The sequence below is a fragment of the Telluria sp. AZSoR62 genome (genome assembly GCF_058111565.1).
This window is the reverse complement of record NZ_JBYTST010000002.1, coordinates 277360-296162: the sequence shown is the minus strand read 5'-3', so window position 1 is coordinate 296162 and position 18803 is coordinate 277360. Positions and strand designations below refer to the sequence as shown.

At 64.9% G+C, this 18803-nt stretch carries 18 protein-coding genes; 12 read left to right on the top strand and 6 right to left on the bottom strand.

Going from position 1 to position 18803, the window contains the following annotated elements:
- The first annotated feature begins 91 nt into the window (after nt 1-91).
- The 4 genes from AC3XQU_RS04655 to AC3XQU_RS04640 all read left to right on the top strand — a co-directional run bounded on the left by AC3XQU_RS04655 (nt 92) and on the right by AC3XQU_RS04640 (nt 5028).
- Entirely contained in the window at nt 92-514 is a 423-nt protein-coding gene (locus AC3XQU_RS04655; protein ID WP_489872975.1) for an NfeD family protein, read from the top strand.
- 57 nt (nt 515-571) lie between these two features.
- On the top strand, nt 572-1492 hold the full coding sequence (locus AC3XQU_RS04650) for an SPFH domain-containing protein (protein WP_489872974.1): 921 nt from the start codon (nt 572-574) through the stop codon (nt 1490-1492).
- Nucleotides 1493-1569: 77 nt separating this feature from the next.
- Entirely contained in the window at nt 1570-4179 is a 2610-nt protein-coding gene (locus AC3XQU_RS04645; protein ID WP_489872973.1) for a hypothetical protein, read from the top strand.
- A gap of 36 nt (nt 4180-4215) precedes the next feature.
- Nucleotides 4216-5028: an SDR family oxidoreductase gene (locus AC3XQU_RS04640; protein ID WP_489872972.1), complete on the top strand. Its 813-nt coding sequence runs from the start codon at nt 4216-4218 to the stop codon at nt 5026-5028.
- 27 nt (nt 5029-5055) lie between these two features.
- On the opposite strand, the gene AC3XQU_RS04635 is transcribed toward AC3XQU_RS04640, so the two are convergent.
- A complete protein-coding gene (locus AC3XQU_RS04635; RefSeq protein WP_489872971.1) occupies nt 5056-7224 on the bottom strand; it encodes a TonB-dependent receptor in 2169 nt (722 codons plus the stop codon).
- A 109-nt stretch (nt 7225-7333) separates the two neighbouring features.
- Here AC3XQU_RS04635 and AC3XQU_RS04630 point away from each other — a divergent pair, with 109 nt between their 5' ends.
- The 4 genes from AC3XQU_RS04630 to AC3XQU_RS04615 all read left to right on the top strand — a co-directional run bounded on the left by AC3XQU_RS04630 (nt 7334) and on the right by AC3XQU_RS04615 (nt 10741).
- Entirely contained in the window at nt 7334-8512 is a 1179-nt protein-coding gene (locus AC3XQU_RS04630; RefSeq protein WP_489872970.1) for a PepSY-associated TM helix domain-containing protein, read from the top strand.
- Entirely contained in the window at nt 8509-8697 is a 189-nt protein-coding gene (locus AC3XQU_RS04625; protein WP_489872969.1) for a hypothetical protein, read from the top strand. The genes AC3XQU_RS04630 and AC3XQU_RS04625 overlap by 4 nt, the downstream gene beginning before the upstream one ends.
- 66 nt (nt 8698-8763) lie before the next feature.
- Entirely contained in the window at nt 8764-9429 is a 666-nt protein-coding gene (gene lepB / locus AC3XQU_RS04620; protein ID WP_489872968.1) for a signal peptidase I, read from the top strand.
- A gap of 130 nt (nt 9430-9559) precedes the next feature.
- Nucleotides 9560-10741 (top strand): multidrug effflux MFS transporter, encoded by a 1182-nt coding sequence (locus AC3XQU_RS04615; RefSeq protein ID WP_489872967.1) that lies wholly within the window; start codon nt 9560-9562, stop codon nt 10739-10741.
- A 15-nt stretch (nt 10742-10756) separates the two neighbouring features.
- Here the strand turns inward: AC3XQU_RS04615 and smpB are convergent, their stop codons facing one another.
- Complete coding sequence (gene smpB, locus AC3XQU_RS04610) at nt 10757-11206, bottom strand: SsrA-binding protein SmpB (RefSeq protein WP_489872966.1); 450 nt, start codon at nt 11204-11206, stop codon at nt 10757-10759.
- Between the two features lie 117 nt (nt 11207-11323).
- On the opposite strand from smpB, the gene AC3XQU_RS04605 reads away from it, so the two are divergent.
- Together AC3XQU_RS04605 and AC3XQU_RS04600 are read left to right on the top strand one after the other, a co-directional pair.
- Nucleotides 11324-11755: a type II toxin-antitoxin system RatA family toxin gene (locus AC3XQU_RS04605; RefSeq protein WP_489872965.1), complete on the top strand. Its 432-nt coding sequence runs from the start codon at nt 11324-11326 to the stop codon at nt 11753-11755.
- On the top strand, nt 11748-12083 hold the full coding sequence (locus tag AC3XQU_RS04600; protein WP_489872964.1) for an RnfH family protein: 336 nt from the start codon (nt 11748-11750) through the stop codon (nt 12081-12083). Before AC3XQU_RS04605 ends, AC3XQU_RS04600 begins: the two co-directional genes overlap by 8 nt.
- Here AC3XQU_RS04600 and AC3XQU_RS04595 read toward each other — a convergent pair.
- Nucleotides 12080-12619 carry a DUF4124 domain-containing protein gene (locus tag AC3XQU_RS04595; protein WP_489872963.1) on the bottom strand — a complete coding sequence of 180 codons (540 nt, stop codon included), beginning with the start codon at nt 12617-12619 and terminating at the stop codon, nt 12080-12082. The two genes, AC3XQU_RS04600 and AC3XQU_RS04595, sit on opposite strands and share 4 nt — an antisense overlap.
- Nucleotides 12620-12768: 149 nt before the next feature.
- Here AC3XQU_RS04595 and guaB point away from each other — a divergent pair, with 149 nt between their 5' ends.
- Nucleotides 12769-14229, top strand: coding sequence for an IMP dehydrogenase (guaB, locus tag AC3XQU_RS04590; RefSeq protein ID WP_489872962.1), 1461 nt, complete (start codon nt 12769-12771; stop codon nt 14227-14229).
- 87 nt (nt 14230-14316) lie between these two features.
- Nucleotides 14317-15927 carry a glutamine-hydrolyzing GMP synthase gene (guaA, locus tag AC3XQU_RS04585; RefSeq protein WP_489872961.1) on the top strand — a complete coding sequence of 537 codons (1611 nt, stop codon included), beginning with the start codon at nt 14317-14319 and terminating at the stop codon, nt 15925-15927.
- A 253-nt stretch (nt 15928-16180) separates the two neighbouring features.
- On the opposite strand, the gene AC3XQU_RS04580 is transcribed toward guaA, so the two are convergent.
- The 3 genes from AC3XQU_RS04580 to AC3XQU_RS04570 are packed head-to-tail and all read right to left on the bottom strand — an operon-like array spanning nt 16181 to nt 18802.
- Complete coding sequence (locus AC3XQU_RS04580; RefSeq protein ID WP_489872960.1) at nt 16181-16756, bottom strand: TadE family protein; 576 nt, start codon at nt 16754-16756, stop codon at nt 16181-16183.
- 19 nt (nt 16757-16775) lie between these two features.
- Nucleotides 16776-17255 carry a TadE/TadG family type IV pilus assembly protein gene (locus AC3XQU_RS04575; protein WP_489872959.1) on the bottom strand — a complete coding sequence of 160 codons (480 nt, stop codon included), beginning with the start codon at nt 17253-17255 and terminating at the stop codon, nt 16776-16778.
- The gene (locus AC3XQU_RS04570) at nt 17252-18802 is read right to left on the bottom strand and encodes a TadE/TadG family type IV pilus assembly protein (protein ID WP_489872958.1); all 1551 of its coding nucleotides are present in this window, start codon (nt 18800-18802) and stop codon (nt 17252-17254) included. Before AC3XQU_RS04570 ends, AC3XQU_RS04575 begins: the two co-directional genes overlap by 4 nt.
- Between the last annotated feature and the right edge of the window lies 1 nt (nt 18803).

Here is an 18803-nt window from a genome sequence, read left to right as displayed (position 1 = left end):
CAATAACCAAGCGTATCGACATATTCGAACCCTCGCCGCCTGTGCAGGCCGCGGGGGTTTTTTGCTTTTCAAAACCTGAAAGGAAGACGCCATGACCGACTGGATGGGCTGGCTGGTAGGCGCCGGCATCCTCGTGATCGCCGAGCTGTTCACCGGCATCTTCTACCTCTTGATGATCGCCATCGGCCTGGGCGCCGGGGCGCTCGCCGCCTTGTCCGGCGCGAGCGGCGCGGGCCAGACAGTGACTGCCGCCGTGGTCGGCCTGGCGGCCACCGCCATCCTCCATCGCAGCCGCTTTGGCCGCCCGGCGCGCGGCGAGGCTTCGCGCGACCGCAACGTCAACCTCGACATCGGCCAGCGCATCGCCGTCTCGAACTGGCAGCAGGGCCGCGCGCGCGCCATGTACCGCGGCGCGCTGTGGGACGTCGAACTCGGGCCCGGCGCGCTGCCGGAAGCGGGCGAGTTCCGCATCGTCGAAGTGCTGGGCAACCGGCTGATCGTGGCCAACGCATAAAATCGGGCAATCCATAAGCCTGGCATATAAATCACTACTCATCTATAAGGGATGCTCATGGAACTGTCGTCCGGCGTCGTCGCCCTGGTCTTCTTCGTCATTGCCCTGGTCTTCATCTTCAAGACCATCAACGTCGTGCCGCAGCAGCACGCGCTGGTGGTCGAACGCCTCGGCAAGTTCCACGCCGTGCTAGGGCCCGGCCTGAACATCGTGGTGCCCTTCATCGACCGTGTCGCCTACAAGCACAGCCTCAAGGAGATCCCGCTCGACGTGCCGCCCCAGGTCTGCATCACGCGCGACAACACCCAGCTGCAGGTGGACGGCATCCTGTACTTCCAGGTGACCGACGCCATGCGCGCCTCCTACGGTTCGTCGAACTACATCCAGGCCATCACCCAGCTGGCGCAGACAACGCTGCGCTCGGTGATCGGCAAGATGGAGCTCGACAAGACCTTCGAGGAGCGCGACCATATCAATACCACCATCGTCAACGCCATCGACGAATCGGCGGCCAATTGGGGCGTGAAGGTGCTGCGCTACGAGATCAAGGACCTGACCCCGCCGGCCGAGATCCTGCACGCGATGCAGCGCCAGATCACGGCCGAGCGCGAAAAACGGGCCCTGATCGCGGCGTCCGAAGGCCGCCGGCAGGAGCAGATCAACATCGCCAGCGGCGAGCGCGAAGCCTCGATCGCCCGCTCCGAAGGCGAGCGCCAGGCCGCGATCAACCGCGCCCAGGGCGAAGCCAGCGCCATCGTTGCCCTGGCCGAGGCCAGCGCCACCGCGCTGCGCCAGGTGGGCGCGGCCATCCGCGAGCCGGGCGGCATGGACGCGGTCAACCTGCGCGTGGCCGAGCATTACGTCGACGCCTTCGGCAACCTGGCCAAGACCAACAATTCGCTGATCGTGCCGGCCAATATGGGCGACATGAGCAGCGTGATCGCGAGTGCCCTGCAGATCGTCAAAACGCAGAAATAAGCACATCGTCCTGCCGGTATCGACCGGCAGCGTCGCAGCCCCCCACCGGGAGGCTGTCATCTCCGCCTATTCGAACCATGCCCGACGGTACACATCTGACTCCTTCGCTTTCCGTACGCGCACGCCAAACCATCCACCGCATCGATCGCTGTGTGTCGCCCTTCTGGGAGCACCGACTGATCCTAGTCGCCTGCGCGCTGTTCCTGTTCGGTTTCATGGCGCCGCAAACGGCCGAGTTCATGGACAATGCGCTGCTGAGCTGCCTGACGCCCAGCGATTGCAGTCCGGCGGACAGCCGTCGTCTTGCAGCGGTGCAGTTTCTCGGATTGATCACGGTGTGCCTCGGCTTCTCCCTGTTGCTGTGGCGGCTGGGCGAACAATGGGCGCAGCCGGCGGATGCTGCGGCACTGAGTCGTCCAGAGGCACTGGCAGGCTGGGTACCGGCGTTTGCCGGCGCGGCCTGTCTTGTGCTGGCCTGCTGCGTCCTGATTGTGCATACGGGCGGGCCATTGAGGTCATGGGCCATCGTATGGTGGCCTGTCGCGTCGGCGCTTGCGGGAGCCGCCGTTGGCTGGTGGTATCCCCGGTCGCGCCACCCCAGGCGTGTGGTCGTCGCGGGTTTGGGGCTGCTGGGCTTCGTCCTGCTGATGTCGCGGCCGTTTGACCCGGCGCACGAGTGGGCGAATTACTTCATTCCAGCGTTGCCACTAGTGGTGGCCTATTTCGTACTACGCCCTTTACCGGGGCGGCACGAACTCGAAATTAAGCCGCTCCTGCTGCACTGGATGCTGCCGGTGACCGCCCTGTTCTATGGCGCTATCTTCGCGGCCGGAAGTCTCTACGTCTACAGCAACGGGCAGGTTCGCATCTGGACCCTTCCGATCCTCCTGTTGCTGCCCGCGTGCTACGCGATGATCGTGGTCCGCTACCGGTTGGCAGGGCCGCCCGCGACCGCCGTGGATCGGCCGCGCTCACCCGCAAGGTCCGCTTCGGCGCCTTTGCTGTGGAGCTTATGCGTCGGCTTCGGGCTGCTTGCCCTTGCGGGCAACCTACGGCCGGTGGAGACAGCCCGCGTCGTCAACGCGCCGGCGGCGATCGTCATATTCATCGCCCTGATCCTGTTGCTGGCGACGGCCTTCGTCCGCACCATTCCGCGCCCGATCCGCTGGTTCATCGTGCTCGCCTACCTGCTGGTTCTGTTCTTGCGCGGCGTGCCGGCGGCGCCCTTGCTCAGTATCGCAGCGCCGATCAAGGCGGCTCCGTGCACCGGGGCGCCGTCGATCTGCGACAGCAAGCAAGCCGTTGCAAGGTTCCTGGCCGAGTGGGAGCAGCAGCGGCCAGCCGCACCGGATGCACCGGTGCTCCTGGTTGCCGCGGCGGGCGGCGGCGCACGCGCGGCGGCCCATACCAGTGCGGTGCTCGCGGCGGTCGATGCAGCCACCTGCGGCGCCTTCGGCGACCGCTTGTTTGCGATAAGCGGCGTCTCGGGCGGTGCGGTCGGCGGCGCACTGTATGCGGCGAGCCGCGCGGATTTGCGAACGGTGCAGGATTGGAATGCGTGTAAACGACTTCCCAAAGGAGAGCGCCTTTCGTGGCTGCTCCCTCGCCTCATACAGGCCAGTACCGGCGACCACCTGTCGGCACCGCTTCTGCGGACCCTGTTCCGTGACCTGCCTTTGAGCCTGTTGCTCGTACGTCGCAGCGCCGACGGGCAAGGCCACGACGATGTTCACTCTCGTGCCGGCGCGCTGTCGCAGGCATGGTATGAAAGCTATGATCGGATATTGGCGCAACGCGTCGGCGGCAAAGCTGCCAGCAATTCCTTCGCTTCCGGGCCGGTTGGAGAAGCCGGCAGTTCGCCTCTCATGCTGTTCAATGCCACCAGCGTGCAGGATGGCATGCGCGTGCTCCTGAACCGGGCGTCAGTCTGCCCGGCCGACAGCTGGTGCGGAGGCAAGAGCGCCAGTTACCTATCGATGGCCATGGACAGCGCCCGTTTTCCGCTCATCTCCCCGGCAGCGGCCCGCGACGTGTTCGGTTGGGACCAGTATTCGAACCAGCCGGTGATGACGGAGCGCGCAGTGGTGGACGGAGGGTACTTCGACAACACCGGCGTGTCCACCTTGCTCGACGTAATGGACGGTCTGGAGGCCGCGAAGATTGCACGTGGCAGGATCTTCGCCATCCTGATCACGAGCGATCCAAAGGAGGGCCGAACGCCAAGCTCGCTCACGGATTTCAGCGACCAAGGCGCGCTGTCCCAATTGCTCGGGCCAGTCTCGACGGTCATCCAGACGCGCGATGGAAGAAGTCGGCTTGCCGTGCACGAACTGCAGCGCCGCCTTGGAGCGTGCAATGTCCTGTACTGGTCAATGTCGGATAAAACCCTGAATCCCTTGACCGGGGAGATGCTCAAGGTATTGAAATCCAATCCAGAAGGCGATGCGTTCGCAGCATTGCACGGAGAGCGGCTATTCGTGCGGGAGCGAGAGCCGGCGCTTGGCTGGGCTCTCTCGCAGCGCTCGGGCCACCAGCTTGAACGATTTGCAAGGGCACGGGCCTTGCCCTTCGAATTCGGCGATTTTGCCCATGCCAATGACCGTAAGCTGGCGATCGGACTGGGCATACCCGTCAAGCTCCCGGCAGGCGAAAGCGAGGGCTGTCCCGCCACGCCACCCAATCCATAGCGCGGCTCGTCCGGGCTTTCATTCGAAGGAGAAAATATGCAAGGTGTCGTTATCATCACCGGCGCGTCGGACGGCATCGGCGCCGAGATGGCGCGCCAGCTCGCCAGCAAGGAAGGCGCGGGCGTGGCCCTGGTGCTGGCGGCCCGCAACGCCCAGCAGCTCGATGCGGTGGCGCGCGAATGCGCCGCCTTCGGTGCGCAAACGCTGGCCGTGCCGACCGACGTCTCGGTGCGCATCCAGTGCCGGCGCCTCGTCATCACCGCCGTGGAGCATTTCGGGCGCATCGACGCTTTGGTGAACAACGCCGGCCGTTCGGCCCATGCGCTGTTCGAGGAAGTCGAAGACCTCGACTGGTACGAAGAGCTGATGCGCGTGAACCTGTGGGGCGCGATCTGGTGCACGCAAGCGGCGCTCCCGCACCTCAAGGCCACGCGCGGCAGCATCGTCGCGGTGTCCTCGCTGGCGGGCCTGGTCGGCGTGCCGGGACGCACGGCCTACTGCGCCAGCAAGTTCGCGATGACGGGCTTCTTCGAGGCGCTGCGGGCCGAGTTGAAGGGGGCAGGGGTGAGCGTGACCACCGCTTACCCGGGCGTGGTCGCCACCCGGATCCGCTACCGCGGCTTCAATGCCCAGGGCCAGCCGATGGGCAGCAGTTCGCTCAAGGAAGAGGGCGCGATGCGCGTGGAAGAATGCGCGCGCCTGATCATCGAGGGCATGGACGCGCGCAGGCGGGAAGTGGTGATGACTGCCAAGGGCAAGCTCGGGCGCTTCCTCAAGCTGGTCGCGCCGGGCCTGGTGGAGAAAATCGCGCTCGCGGCGCTCAAGCAGGACGTGCGGCCGCCAAAGTAGTGCCAGCGGGCGGCCGCGGGCGCCCGGTCAAAAGTCCACGGTCGCCGACACCACCACGCTGCGCGGCGCGCCCAGCACCAGGTAGCCGAAGCCCGGATAGCCGCCACTCGAAGCCCAATAGTTCTTGTCCGCGACATTGTCGATGCGCGCACGCAGCGTCAGGTTGCGGTCCATGAAGCGGGTCGCGTAGTTCGCGCCGATATCCAGGCGCGACCACGAAGGCAGTTTCTGGGTATTGGCCGCATCCGCATACTGGGTCGAGGTGTGCAAGGCGCGCGCATTGAGCGACAGGCCCTGCACGCCTGGGATGTCCCACTCGGCGCCGAGGTTGAACTGGGTGTCGGGCACGCCGATCGCATCCCTGCCTTCATTGAGGCCGCCGGCCGTCTCGCGCTGCTCGGCGTCGAGCAGGGTCAGGCCGCCCAGCAGGCGCAGGCCGCGCGCCGGGGCGCCGAACACGCTCAGTTCCAGGCCGCGGTTGCGCTGCTCGCCATAGACGCCGAAACGGCGGTCCTGGACGAAGGCATTCGGCTGCGAGGTGGTGAACACGGCCGCCGTCATCCCCAGCTTGCCGCTGTCGAACTTGACGCCGGCTTCCTTCTGGCGCGAGACATAGGGCGCGAACACTTCGCCGTTGTTGACGATATCGGCGCCCGAGGCCACCGCCCCGCGCTGCAGCGCTTCGCTGTAGTTGGCGTACACCGACACGCCCTTGGCTGGCTTGAACACGACGCCCGCCACCGGCGTGACTTCGCTCGCCTCGTAGCGTGCGTTGGGCGCGCCGGTGCCGTAGTCATACCCGTAGTCCTTGAGCTTCTGCCGGCGCGCGCCGACCGTGACCAGGAGGCGCTCGTCCATGAAGCCCAGGGTGTCGGCCAACGCCACGCTCGACAGGATGGTCTTTTGCGTCAGCAGCGGGTTGGCCAGTACGCCGCCGGTGAAGAAGGCGTTCGATGGCGCGGCCACGTCCCTCGGCATGTAGATGTTGGAGGCGAAGCCGGCGAAGTCGCCCAGCGCATAGGCATTGCGCGACTCGGCATGGAAGCCCGCTGCCGAAGCGCTCAGCTTGTGGCTCACCGCGCCGGTCTGCACGTTGTGGCGCACGCCGATCTCGCCGGTGCGGACCTTGTCTTCGCGGGTATTGTCGAAGCGGGTCATGGTCGCGTTGCCGTTGGCCGCCGTGACGGTGGGCGAGGAGATGACGTTGGCTTCATCGCCGGAACGCAGGCCCAGCGCCGCCCAGGCGGTCGCGCCGCCCGGCAGGTCGAGTTCGCCGCGCAGGGTGCCGAAGGTATCGCGCTCGCTAGAATAGGTCCAGGGCTGGGCGAAGTTGCTGCTGCTATCCGGTGCGGCCACCATCGGCACGCCGGCGGCCAGGGTGACGCTCGGGCGCGCGCCGCGCAGCTGATGGTCCTGGTGCCCGACGTCGGCCGACAGGCGGTAGCCGCGGCCGCGGTAATCCACCCCCACCGAATACAGGCTCAGTTCACGGCTCTCGCGGTCCACCGCGGTGTCGCCGTCGCGGCGCACCGCATTCACGCGCACGCCGAGGCGACCCTGCTCGCCGAAACGTCGCGCGGCGTCCAGCGCCACATAGCCCTGGCCGCCGGTCTCGACGCCCGCCGTGACTTGCGTGAGCGGCGTATTCGGCGCGCGCTTGGGCAGCAGGTTGATGGCCCCGCCGATGCCGCCGCCGCCCGGCGCCGCGCCGTTGACGAAGCTGTTCGCGCCGCGCAGCACTTCCACGCGCTCGAGCAATTCGGCCGCCACGAACTGGCGCGGCAGCATGCCGTACAAGCCGTTATAGGCGAGGTCGTCCGAGTTGACCGCGAAGCCCCGGATCACGTACAGCTCCTGGTAATTACCGAAGCCGCGCGCGACGCGCACCGAGGGGTCGTTCTGGACCACGTCGGCCACGCTGCGCGCCTGCTGGTCCTGGATCAGGGCCTGGGTGTAGTTCATCGAATTGAAGGGCGTGTCCATGATGTCGACGTTGCCGAGCAGGCCGAGGCGCCCGCCGCGGGCCACCTGGCCGCCGGCATAGCTCGATGGCAGGCCCTGGGCCGAGGCGTCGGCCGAGGCGCTGACGACGACGGTGGCAATCGGTTCGACAGGAGTCGCGGTTTCCTGGGCAAAGGCGCCGGCGGCGAGGAGGGAGGAGGCGAGCGCAATAGGGGTCAGGCGAAGCAGTTTCATCGGTAAAGCTCTTTTTCTTAACGAGAATAATTATCATTCTATCCGTTCCGCCTTGCTTCTGTAAATGAGAACGATTATTATTTGGCGGTCACAGCCACCTTCGTCTCCCATGTCACCCACCAAGCTGCGCCGCTGGAGCTGGATCCACAAGTGGAGCAGCCTCGTCTGCACCGTCTTCATGCTGCTGCTGTGCCTGACCGGCCTGCCGCTGATCTACCACCACGAGATCGGCCACCTGCTCGGCACCGACGTCGAGGCACCAAGCTTGCCGGCGGAAATGGCGGCCAATCCGCCACGCGGCAACATCGACGCGGTGCTGGCCTCGGCCAAGGCGTTGTATCCGTCGAAGATCCCGATGTACATCTCGCAGGAGGCGGACGAGCCGGCGATCTGGAACGTTACCCTGGGCGACCATCCGAACGACGAGCACTACAAGCCGATCGCGGTCGATGCCCGCACCACGAAAGTCATCACCGAACCGGCCTTCGAAGGCGGCGTCTTCATGTCCACCATGTTCCGCCTGCACGTGGACCTGTTCGCGGGCCTGTATGGCAAACTCTTCCTTGGCTTCATGGGGTTGCTGCTGATCGTGGCCGTGGTCAGCGGGGTGGTGCTGTACGCCCCCTTCATGCGCAAGCTCGATTTCGGCACCGTGCGCCAGGAGCGCAGCCGCGTCATCAAGTGGCTGGACCTGCACAACCTGCTCGGCATCGTGACGCTGGTCTGGGTGTTCGTGGTGGGCGCGACCGGCATGGTCAATACCTGGGCGGACCTGCTGCTCAAATACTGGCAGGCCACCGAAGTCGCCGAGATGCTCAAGCCCTATGAAGGCCAGCCGCCCGTGAAGCAGATGGCCTCGATCCACGACGCCATCCTGCGCGCGGAACGCGCCGAGCCAGGCATGAAGGTCGGCTTCGTGGCCTTCCCGGGCACGCCCTTCAGCAGTTCGCACCACTACGGCATCTTCATGCGCGGCGACGAAGCCTTCAGCTCGCGCCTGTATAAGCCGGTGCTGGTCGACGCGGCCACCGGCGAGATCACCGACCGCCGCGAGCTGCCCTGGTACCTGACCGCGCTGCTGCTGTCGCAGCCGCTGCATTTCGGCGACTACGGCGGCCAGGCCATGAAGCTGCTGTGGGCGCTGCTCGACATCGGGACCATGATCGTGCTCGGCAGCGGCCTGTATTTGTGGTTCAAGCGCGGGCGCGCCGCCAAGCGTGCGGCCAAGGGTGTTCGTGCAAGCGCGCACGAGGCGCCGGTGCTGGCGCGCCGCACGGAGGCGCCATGATGCGCACCCGCGCGCAGGTCTGGGGCATGCCGCTGCTGCTGGCGGTACTCACGATCATCGGGCTCGTGTCGGCGCTGCTGGGCGATGGCGTATGGGACCTGGTGTCGGCCGTGAGCCTGGGCGCGCCGGTGCTGGCCGGCGCCTGGTACGGCCTGCGCCGCGCGCCCGCAAAACCGGGGCCTTGAGATTTAAGCATTGCTAAAGGAAGCCCGCGTATAAGGATCTTCATACCAATAAGAGGAGAGTCGTCCATGACAGGCTTCATACGCGCCAACAAGGGATTCCTGCTGTTCATGCTGCTGTTCGGCGTGTTTCGCACGGCGGTGGCCGATTGGAACCCGATCCCGTCGAGCTCCATGCGGCCCAACCTGCTCGAGGGCGACGTGGTGTTCGTCAACCGCCTGGCCTATAACGTCAAGGTTCCGCTGACCGACGTGGTGCTGGCGCGTACCGGCGAACCCCGGCGCGGCGACGTCGTCACCTTCGCGTCGCCGCAGGACGGCACCCGCCTGATCAAGCGCGTGCTGGCGCTGCCGGGCGACCGCATCGAAATGCGCAACGAGCGCCTTATCATCAACGGCGTCGAATCGCAGTACTCGCTGGAAGAACTCGTGCAGGAGCCGTCCCCGTCGGGACCGATGGATGCGCTACGCATGATGGAAGCGGTGGACGGCCGGCGCCACCGCATCCAGGTGCTGCCGCAGCGAGTGGTGGCGCGCGACTTCGGGCCGGTGACGGTGCCGCCGGATGCGTTTGTGATGTTGGGCGATAACCGCGACAACAGCGCGGACTCGCGCTATATCGGCTTCGTGCCGCGCCACCTGCTGATCGGCCGCGCCGAGCGCATCCTGGTGTCGGCCGACTACCAGGGCGACTGGATGCCGCGCCCGGCGCGCTTCGGCATGTCGCTGCGCTAGTCATCCCCATCGCCATGCTGCGCGGCCCCGCGTTTGAAGGGGCCGTCAGCTCGAATGCGCAAAATTCAGTACAATCCGGTGCCCCGGATGATTGCATGTCGCAGTGCCGGTTCAATCGATAAGGCACTTCATGCAACGACTCCTGACCATCATGCTCGCCTGCCTCGGCATGATCGGCGCTCTCGCGATCGATACCTACCTGCCGTCGATGCCCGCCATCGGGGTCGAATTCGGCGTCGGGCCGGTAGCGGTGCAGCAGACGCTCAGCGTCTTCCTCCTGTGCTTCGCCTTCATGATGCTGTTCTACGGGACGCTGTCGGATTCCTTCGGCCGCCGCCCCGTGCTCATGTGCGCGCTGACGATGTACACGCTGTCCTCGATCGGTGCGGCCTGGGCGCCGACCTTCGGCTGGCTGCTGTTCTTCCGCGCGCTGCAGGGCCTGTCCGCCGGCGCCGGCTCGGTGATCGGCCAGGCCATCGTGCAGGACCGCTTCGCGGGCGCCCAGGCGCAGAAGATGATGTCGCACATCATGATGGTCTTTGGCCTGGCGCCGGCGATCGCGCCGGTGCTGGGCGGCTGGCTGCACGTGAGCTTCGGCTGGCGTTCGACCTTTATCTTCCTGGCCGTGTTCGGCGCGGCCATGATCCTGATGGTGTGGCGCGTCCTGCCGGAGAGCCTGCCGCGCGACAAGCGCCAGCCTTTCCACCCCGGGACCATCGCCGCCAACTACCTGATGGTGCTGCGCCACCCGCAGTTCGTCATGCTCTCGCTGTCGCTGGGCCTGGTGTTCGGTGGGCTGTCGCTGTACATCGGTTCGGCCGCCAACTTCGTCATGGAGATCCTCGGCCTGCCGGAGACGGCCTTTGCCTGGATGTTCATTCCGCTGATCGGCGGCATGGTGGTGGGTTCGGCCTGGGGCGGCAAGCGCGCCGCCAAGTCGCCGCCCGGGCGCCTGCTGTGGGTGGGATATTCGGTGATGGCCGTGGCCTCCATCCTGAACGTCGGCTACAACGCGCTGTTCCCGGCCACCATCCCGTGGGCCGTGCTGCCGCTGGCCGTCTTCACCTTCGGCCTGGCCGTGGCCATGCCCGGCATCCAGCTCTCGGCCATGAGCCTGTTCCCCAACAACCGCGGGCTGGCGGCATCGATGGTCGGCTTCATCCAGATGATGTCCTTCGCGCTGGTCTCGGGCCTGGTGGCGCCGCTGCTGTTCGGCAGCGCGTTCAAGCTCGCCTGCGGCGCCGCAATCGGCTGTGTGCTGAGCTTCCTGATGTGGCGCCTGAGCCGGCGCTTCGCCCAGCCGGCGGCGTAAGCCGCGCGGCAGCGGTCAGCGCTTGTTCTGCTTCATCGCCGCGGCGACTTCGCGCTTGGCGTCGCGGTCCTTTTCGGTCGAGCGCTTGTCGTGCTGCTTCTTGCCCTTGGCAAGGCCGATCTCGCACTTCACGCGGCCGCCCTTGAAGTGCAGGTTCAGCGGCACCAGGGTGTAGCCGGCGCGCTCGACCTTGCCGACCAGCTTGTCGAGCTCGTTTCGGTGCAGCAGCAGCTTGCGGGTGCGCAGGGCTTCCGGGTGGCTGAAGCTCGAAGCGCTGGTCAGGGCGCTGATGTGGGCGCCGAACAGGAACAGCTCGTCGCCGCGCACGACCACATAGGCTTCCTTGATCTGGACCTTGCCCTCGCGGATGGCCTTGATTTCCCACCCTTCCAGCACGATGCCGGCCTCGTACCGGTCCTCGATGAAGTAGTCGAAAAATGCTTTTTTATTGTCAACGATGCTCATGAAATAACGAAAATCCGCGTCTCGGTTAAACTACTGCTGTGGCGCTGGAGTGCACACCCCGTGAACACTGCATGCCCAAAATACAACTTGTCCAACATCATAACAAACGGTTGACCAATGGCAGTAGTGCACAAATCAGTTTTTCTTGGCTATAGCGCGGAGCAGATGTTCGACCTGGTCGCCAAGGTCGAAGATTATCCGAAATTCCTCCCCTGGTGCGGCGGCGTGAAGCTCATCGAGCGCACCGAAGACAAGCTGGTCGCCAACCTGCAGATCAATTTCCACGGCGTGAAACAAAGCTTTACGACTTCGAACCACAACAACCGCCCGACCCAGATGAAGATGCACCTGGTCGATGGCCCGTTCAAGATGCTGGAAGGTACCTGGAACTTCAAGGCCTTGCGCGCCGACGCCTGCAAGATCGAGTTCGACATGCATTACGAGTTCTCGAGCATCATCCTGGAACAGATCATCGGCCCCGTGTTCGGCATGATCGCCAATAACATGGTCGACTCCTTCTGCAAGCGCGCCGAGACGATCTATGGATGAGATGTTGCACGTGGTCGTTTGCTACGCCACGGCGCGCGACGAATTCCTGCGTTCCTTGACGGTGGCGCCCGGCACCACGATTGGCCAGGCCATCGAGATGAGCGGCGTGCTGGAAGCCTATCCGGACATTAACCTGGCTACCCAGCCGGTCGGCATCTATGCCAAGAAGCAGACCCTCGACACGGTCTTGCGCGAACGGGACCGCATCGAGATCTACCGGCCCCTGGTGGCCGACCCGAAGGATTCGCGCCGCCGGCGCGCGGCCAAGAAGGATGCCGCCAACGCGCCCCCGGGCGGCGAAGGCGCGGGGCAGGAGTCCCGCCCTTAACGGCAGTCCGCCAAGACCTTGTCCGCACGGGCCGCATTCGCGGCCTTTTCTTCGTCCGTCAGGAAGCCGGGTTCGCCATTGGCTTCGATCTTGCGCACTCGCATGCCGGATTCGGCATACGCCTTGGCCTGGCGCGCGTTCTCGCAGCGCTCGGCAATCTCGCGCTTGCGCTGGGCATCGAGTGCTTCCTTTTTTTCGTCTTCCGCGCGCTGCTTCGCGCGGCCGCGGTAGGCCGCCTCGCGCGCCGCAAGGTTCGGCGTGAGCCGCGCCTTCGATGCGTCCGGAATCGCCACAGGGGCAGGGCCCGCCACGGTGACCACCGGTTGCGGCTCGGGCGCCTCCGCCGTGGGCGCGGCCAGAACGGGCATCGCGTGGCGCGGCGCTTTCAGGATCTTGCTCGGCGGCGTACCGGCCGGCGGCGGGCGATCGGAGAAATGGCGCACGCCGTTCGCGCCGATCCAGGAATACTGGGCGTGGGCAAAGGCGCTGCCCAGGAGCAGGGCGGAAGCGATCAAGAGGCGTGTCAGGCGGGGCATAAAAGTTTTCCTTGAGTAACACATGGATTTCCTCATGCTTCGGCGGCCCTGTCAATCGAGAACGGCTGGGCAAGCCGAATTTTAGGCATGCCTGCGACAGCCCCTGCCAGTTTCTGTATAATTCGCTTTTGCGCCTATAGGAAAATGCTATGCGTCTACTTCAAAAAGCACTCACCTTCGATGATGTGCTGCTCGTCCCCGCCTACTCCAACGTCCTGCCTGCGAACACCTCGCTTCGCACCAAACTGACCCGGAATATTTCGCTGAATATCCCGCTGCTGTCGGCGGCGATGGACACGGTGACCGAGGCGCGCCTGGCGATCGCAATGGCGCAAGAAGGCGGCATCGGCATTATCCACAAGAACCTGCGCCCGGCCGACCAGGCTAGAGAAGTCGCACGCGTCAAGCGCTTCGAAGCCGGCGTGCTGCGCGATCCGATCACGATTCCTCCCACCATGAAGATCCGCGAAGTGCTGGCGCTGTCGCACCAGCACGGCATCAGCGGTTTCCCGGTGGTCGAGGGCAAGCAGGTGGTCGGCATCATCACCAACCGCGACCTGCGTTTCGAGGAAGACCTCGAGGCGGAAGCGCGCGCCAAGATGACCCCGCGCGACAAGCTCGTCTACGTGAAGGACGATGCCGATACCGTCGAAGCCAAGCGCCTGATGAACAAGCACCGCCTCGAGCGCGTGCTGGTCGTGAACGACGAGTTCGAACTGCGCGGCCTGATCACTGTCAAGGACATCCAGAAGTCGCACGAGCACCCGCTGGCGTCAAAAGATTCGCAAGGCAAGCTGCTGGTCGGCGCCGCCGTAGGCGTGGGCCAGCGCGACGAAGAGCGCATCGAACTGCTGGTGGCCGCAGGCGTGGACGTGCTGGTGGTCGATACCGCCCACGGCCATTCCCAGGGCATCCTGGACCGCGTCAAGTGGATCAAGACGCGCTTCCCGCATGTCGACGTCATCGGCGGCAATATCGCCACCGCCGCCGCGGCGCGCGCGCTGGTCGAATACGGCGCCGACGCGGTCAAGGTCGGCATCGGTCCCGGCTCGATCTGCACCACCCGCATCGTCGCCGGCGTGGGCGTGCCGCAGATCACCGCGATCTCGAACGTGGCCAAGGAACTCGAAGGCACGGGCGTGCCCTGCATCGCCGACGGCGGCATCCGCTTCTCGGGCGATATTTCCAAGGCACTCGCAGCGGGCGCGCACACCGTCATGATGGGCAGCATGTTCGCCGGCACCGAAGAAGCGCCGGGCGAAGTCATCCTGTACCAGGGCCGCAGCTACAAGTCCTACCGCGGCATGGGCAGCCTGGGCGCGATGGCCGAAGGCTCGGCCGACCGCTACTTCCAGGAAGCCTCCAGCAAGGCCGACAAGTTCGTACCGGAAGGTATTGAAGGCCGCGTGGCCTACAAGGGCAGCGTGCTGGCGATCATCTTCCAGATGGTCGGCGGCGTGCGCCAGTCGATGGGTTACTGCGGTTGCGCCACCATCGAAGAGCTGCGCGAGAAAGCCGAGTTCGTCGAGATCACCTCGGCGGGCATGCGCGAATCGCACGTGCACGATGTGCAGATCACCAAGGAAGCTCCGAACTACCGTTCCGAGTAAGCAGACAAACGGCGCCGGTGCGCCGTTTTTTGTATCGGGGCTGCGGCTCCGACGACCACCCCGAATTCATCATCACTCTCCGCCTTCATGCACTCTAAAATTCTCATCCTCGATTTCGGTTCCCAGGTTACCCAGCTGATCGCCCGCCGCGTGCGCGACGCCGGCGTGTTCTCCGAAGTCTTCCCCTACGACGTCAGCGACGAGTTCGTCCGCAACTATGGCGCCGCCGGCATCATCCTCTCGGGCAGCCACAACTCGACCCTGGAAGGCGATTCGCCGCGCGCGCCGCAAGCCGTGTTCGAGCTTGGGGTGCCGGTGCTGGGCATCTGCTACGGCATGCAAACCATGGCCGCCCAGCTGGGCGGCAAGGTGGAGAACGGCAAAGTGCGCGAATTCGGCTACGCCGAAGTGCGCGCCCGCGGCCATACGGCCCTGCTCAAGGGCATCAACGACTTCGTCACCGACGAAGGCCACGGCATGCTGCGCGTCTGGATGAGCCACGGCGACAAGGTGCTGGACATGCCGGCAGGCTTCAAGCTGATGGGCTCGACCGACAGCTGCCCGATCGCCGCCATGGCCGACGAAGAGCGCCGCTTCTACGCGCTGCAGTTCCACCCGGAAGTGACCCACACGACGCAAGGCGAAGCCATCATCGGCCGCTTCGTGCACGAGATCTGCGGCTGCAAGTCGGACTGGAACATGCCTGACTATATCGGCGAAGCGGTGCAGAAGATCCGCGAGCAGGTCGGCACGGATGAAGTCATCCTGGGCCTGTCCGGCGGCGTCGATTCGAGCGTGGCCGCAGCCCTGATCCACCGCGCCATCGGCGACCAGCTGACCTGCGTGTTCGTCGACCACGGCTTGCTGCGCAAGGACGAGGGCAAGATGGTGATGGACATGTTCTCGAAGAACCTGGGCGTGAAAGTCATCCGCATCGATGCGGAAGCGCAGTTCATGGGCCACCTGGCCGGCGTCACCGACCCCGAACAGAAGCGCAAGATCATCGGCCGCGAGTTCGTCGAAGTGTTCCAGGTCGAAGCGGGCAAATTGAGCAATGCGCGCTGGCTGGCCCAGGGCACGATCTACCCGGACGTGATCGAGTCGGCCGGTAAAGGCAAGAAAGGCCAGACCATCAAGAGCCACCACAACGTGGGCGGCCTGCCCGAAACCTTAAATCTGAAACTGCTCGAGCCGCTGCGCGAGCTGTTCAAGGACGAAGTGCGCAAGCTCGGCGTCGCGCTGGGCCTGCCGCATGACATGGTGTATCGCCATCCGTTCCCGGGCCCGGGGCTGGGCGTGCGCATCCTCGGCGAAGTCAAGAAGGAGTATGCCGACCTGCTGCGCGAAGCCGATGCGATCTTCATCGAAGAGCTGAGGAATACGCCGTTCGAGCTGCCTGCGGTGGCCGGCATCGATCCGGGCAAGGCGCCGACCAACTGGTACGAGGCGACCAGCCAGGCGTTTGCCGTGTTCCTGCCGGTGAAGTCGGTGGGGGTGATGGGCGATGGGCGCACCTACGAATACGTGGTGGCCCTGCGCGCGGTGCAGACGCTGGACTTCATGACGGCGCAGTGGGCGCACCTGCCGCATTCGCTGCTGGGCAAGGTGTCGAACCGGATCATCAATGAGGTGAGGGGGCTGAACCGGGTCGTGTATGACATTTCGGGGAAGCCGCCGGCGACGATCGAGTGGGAATAATTCGCAGCCCGGCACTTCATTGTGCCGGAGTTGACCAAGCCCCTGATTCAGGGGCTTTTTTCATTGCCGCGGCTGGCAGTGTCGATCCAGCTTGAAGATTTCTTTGCGTTGACTGAACGGCGCCGCTCGTGACACTGACCTGCAAATTCTCGGCCAGCAACACAAGGACTTGCGCAACGGCTTGTTCGTGCCGCGAGGACGGTCGGGATTCGGCCAGGCCGTCTCAGGGGCGAAGTTGATCGCGAGCCCACAATCAACAGCCGCAGGGCGGCGGGGCGGACGGCGGCGTACCAGGAACATATCCCAGCGACTCCGCAGTCGCGATGGTGGTCGCTTTATGGAGCGGCACGCGCAGGTCCAGGAATGGCAACAGCATCCGCGACGTCACGGCAAGGCATTCATCGGCCTCTTCCGGATCGCATACACGGGCCTGGACGAACCGGATACAACGCGATGCACGCGGATTGAGCATGCATAGCTGCCTGTTGGCAGCTGCACTCTCGGGCAATGAGGCAGCAGGGATGACGGACAGGTCAAACCGCAGGTAATCGAGGCGAATGTGTTCGTCGGTGACCGGGGAAGCAAGCAGGAGTTCGCCGGGCGTGGTGCGGAAGATCGCATTGCGTCTGAGTTGCGCAATGCGCGCGGTTTCGCTGGGATAAACGTTCACCCCAGCCGCAGCGGCCCTGCGGGTAACCTCTTGCAACGTATTGAAAACAAATAGCAGGCGTGTCACTTCGATGATCCCGAAGGTCAGGGTAAAAAAGATCATCGCCAGCAGCGCAAACTCGACCGCAGTGGCGCCAATCTGCCGCTTGCGAGGCAACATCAAGCGGCGCCTGGCGAGCTTATTTGCCGACATAGGGCATGGTGTAGCTAGCGGTAATTGGGAGGCCGTACCAGCCGACGTCGACGCTTTCGAACTGGTCGAACATCGAAATCGTGAAGTTGACCCGGACGGTGGAAGGAGTCGTCCCCGGCTGGAGCTCACCGCAGTTCTCCCCATCGCAATAAGTACCTGCCTCACCGATTTCAGAGCCAGGCGCAAGTTCGGCGATTTCTCGCAGGACGATTTCTTTTGCAAGGTCCCCGGCGGCGCGTGCCTGGCTCTGGGTCATCATTTCCGCTGCCGGCACCGTGGACAGGTAGCGCGCGGCGTCCTGTGCTGCTTTCTGCGCGACGCTGTAATGCCAGAACACCCGGGCGAAGAAAAACGGTATCGTCAGAAAGCACAACAGGATCGGCATGATGAGCGCCAGCTCCACCGCCGCCGCACCGGTCTGTCGTCTTGTCGATTTACCCCGCAACCCAAGCGCGATGAGGTTCATGGGAAGAGCTCCACGTGGCCCGACACCCTGGTGGGCGAAAGGAGTCCGGCAAATTCTGCAATCAGGGAGTTGTCGGTGGCTTGTACTGTCATGAAAAACCTTCCAATGGCCAGCACGCTGGCCGAAGCATTCTGGCCGGACGGCGCACTGGGCGAACATTGCAGCAGCGGGATGTTCAAGACCCGCCGGCCAGGAACGGCCATGGGTCGGTTGGCAACGCGCGGAGGCGTGAACAGCCCACTGGAGACGAGCGTGGACTGGTAGGGCACCGCCGGGGCCGCAGGATAATTCGACGCGGTGGGGCCTGATGCGTACAAGGTCGGCCAATCCGTATGGGCGAAAGTCGTGTAGCCGCCGACCGGCTCCGGGCTATCCAAGGGATCCGGGGCCACGACTGCCCTCGAGTAGGCCCACAGGGGACCGTAATCCCCGGGCGAGGAGGGCGCCAAGGGGAGGTCGGCGACCGTTTCGAGCTTGCCGCGGGCCCTGGTCGCAGCAGCAGCGGCGCTACCTCTTGCAGGAGTCATCCACCTCACCGTGTTCATGACGTCGTAGGCAAAGCCCTTGACATTGATATCCGGCGCGGCGCCCCTGGGGGCGCAGGGCGTACCGGTGTAGACGTCGAAACGCGTATTGAGCGCCGCGCGCAGCGCTGCAAGGGGGGCCGAGGACGGCAATTCGGACACACGGACCGTTCCGTCATGTACCCGGTTGGTCCACATCGACCCGCTGCAGACGAACGGTACAACCGCGGCGGCATCCATCGCAGTACTGTTGACGCCTGGTGCGCCGACGGGATTGACCAGGAACCGGAGCGGATCGTGGCCGCCGGGGTTCAGGTTCATCAGGTCGTAACTGACGCCGCGGCGAAATCCGTGCTGGACCAACTCGGACACGGTGGAACCGCCTGGCGTCACGGCCGTGCGCGCCTCGGCCCGTGCCGTCGACATGGCGCAAACGGCGATCGGCACCACGTCCACGGAACTCTTGCCTGCGATGGCACTGTCGCTGATCTGGACATTCGCCAGGTCAGCCGATAGCACCTTGATGAAATACGTTTCTACTGTACCGAGTTCCGCTTCGAGACCGCTGGTGTCCACGCGCGCAAAGAACAGTGGCGCCGCCTGAGCAGTCGAGTTTCCCACCGCCGTGGCGGCGACCCAGGTTCCGCTTCGTGCCGGGGACGTACCGAAGCTGAGCGCGTCGTCGCTCCACGCGAAACTAGTGCCTGCAATGAAGTTGCGATAGCGAAGATTTTCGGCGGCGTCCTTCGCTGCGGCTTTCGCCGCCGTGATGCCTTCGGGAGTGCCGTTGAGTTCGCGCGCCGCAGCCAGGGCGACCGCCTTGGAAATCCCATGCAGATCGACCTTGCGGTTGTAGATCTGCCCCATATCGATGGCAAGGCCGCAGAATCCGATGATCACGACAAGCAAGGGCACGAACATCACCGCAAACGCACCGTGCTGGCGGTGCAGATTGGGCGCTGCAGCGCGTGGGCCATGCCCTGGCGGCAGTTCATGGGAACACTGGTGCGGACGGGATGCCATA

Bases quoted from the DNA above. Each gene is read 5' to 3' on its own strand.
- AC3XQU_RS04655 (WP_489872975.1), top strand. From the start codon at position 92: ATGACCGACTGGATGGGCTGGCTGGTAGGCGCCGGCATCCTCGTGATC.
- AC3XQU_RS04650 (WP_489872974.1), top strand. From the start codon at position 572: ATGGAACTGTCGTCCGGCGTCGTCGCCCTGGTCTTCTTCGTCATTGCC.
- AC3XQU_RS04645 (WP_489872973.1), top strand. From the start codon at position 1,570: ATGCCCGACGGTACACATCTGACTCCTTCGCTTTCCGTACGCGCACGC.
- AC3XQU_RS04640 (WP_489872972.1), top strand. From the start codon at position 4,216: ATGCAAGGTGTCGTTATCATCACCGGCGCGTCGGACGGCATCGGCGCC.
- AC3XQU_RS04635 (WP_489872971.1), bottom strand. From the start codon at position 7,224: ATGAAACTGCTTCGCCTGACCCCTATTGCGCTCGCCTCCTCCCTCCTC.
- AC3XQU_RS04630 (WP_489872970.1), top strand. From the start codon at position 7,334: ATGTCACCCACCAAGCTGCGCCGCTGGAGCTGGATCCACAAGTGGAGC.
- AC3XQU_RS04625 (WP_489872969.1), top strand. From the start codon at position 8,509: ATGATGCGCACCCGCGCGCAGGTCTGGGGCATGCCGCTGCTGCTGGCG.
- lepB (WP_489872968.1), top strand. From the start codon at position 8,764: ATGACAGGCTTCATACGCGCCAACAAGGGATTCCTGCTGTTCATGCTG.
- AC3XQU_RS04615 (WP_489872967.1), top strand. From the start codon at position 9,560: ATGCAACGACTCCTGACCATCATGCTCGCCTGCCTCGGCATGATCGGC.
- smpB (WP_489872966.1), bottom strand. From the start codon at position 11,206: ATGAGCATCGTTGACAATAAAAAAGCATTTTTCGACTACTTCATCGAG.
- AC3XQU_RS04605 (WP_489872965.1), top strand. From the start codon at position 11,324: ATGGCAGTAGTGCACAAATCAGTTTTTCTTGGCTATAGCGCGGAGCAG.
- AC3XQU_RS04600 (WP_489872964.1), top strand. From the start codon at position 11,748: ATGGATGAGATGTTGCACGTGGTCGTTTGCTACGCCACGGCGCGCGAC.
- AC3XQU_RS04595 (WP_489872963.1), bottom strand. From the start codon at position 12,619: ATGCCCCGCCTGACACGCCTCTTGATCGCTTCCGCCCTGCTCCTGGGC.
- guaB (WP_489872962.1), top strand. From the start codon at position 12,769: ATGCGTCTACTTCAAAAAGCACTCACCTTCGATGATGTGCTGCTCGTC.
- guaA (WP_489872961.1), top strand. From the start codon at position 14,317: ATGCACTCTAAAATTCTCATCCTCGATTTCGGTTCCCAGGTTACCCAG.
- AC3XQU_RS04580 (WP_489872960.1), bottom strand. From the start codon at position 16,756: ATGTTGCCTCGCAAGCGGCAGATTGGCGCCACTGCGGTCGAGTTTGCG.
- AC3XQU_RS04575 (WP_489872959.1), bottom strand. From the start codon at position 17,255: ATGAACCTCATCGCGCTTGGGTTGCGGGGTAAATCGACAAGACGACAG.
- AC3XQU_RS04570 (WP_489872958.1), bottom strand. From the start codon at position 18,802: ATGGCATCCCGTCCGCACCAGTGTTCCCATGAACTGCCGCCAGGGCAT.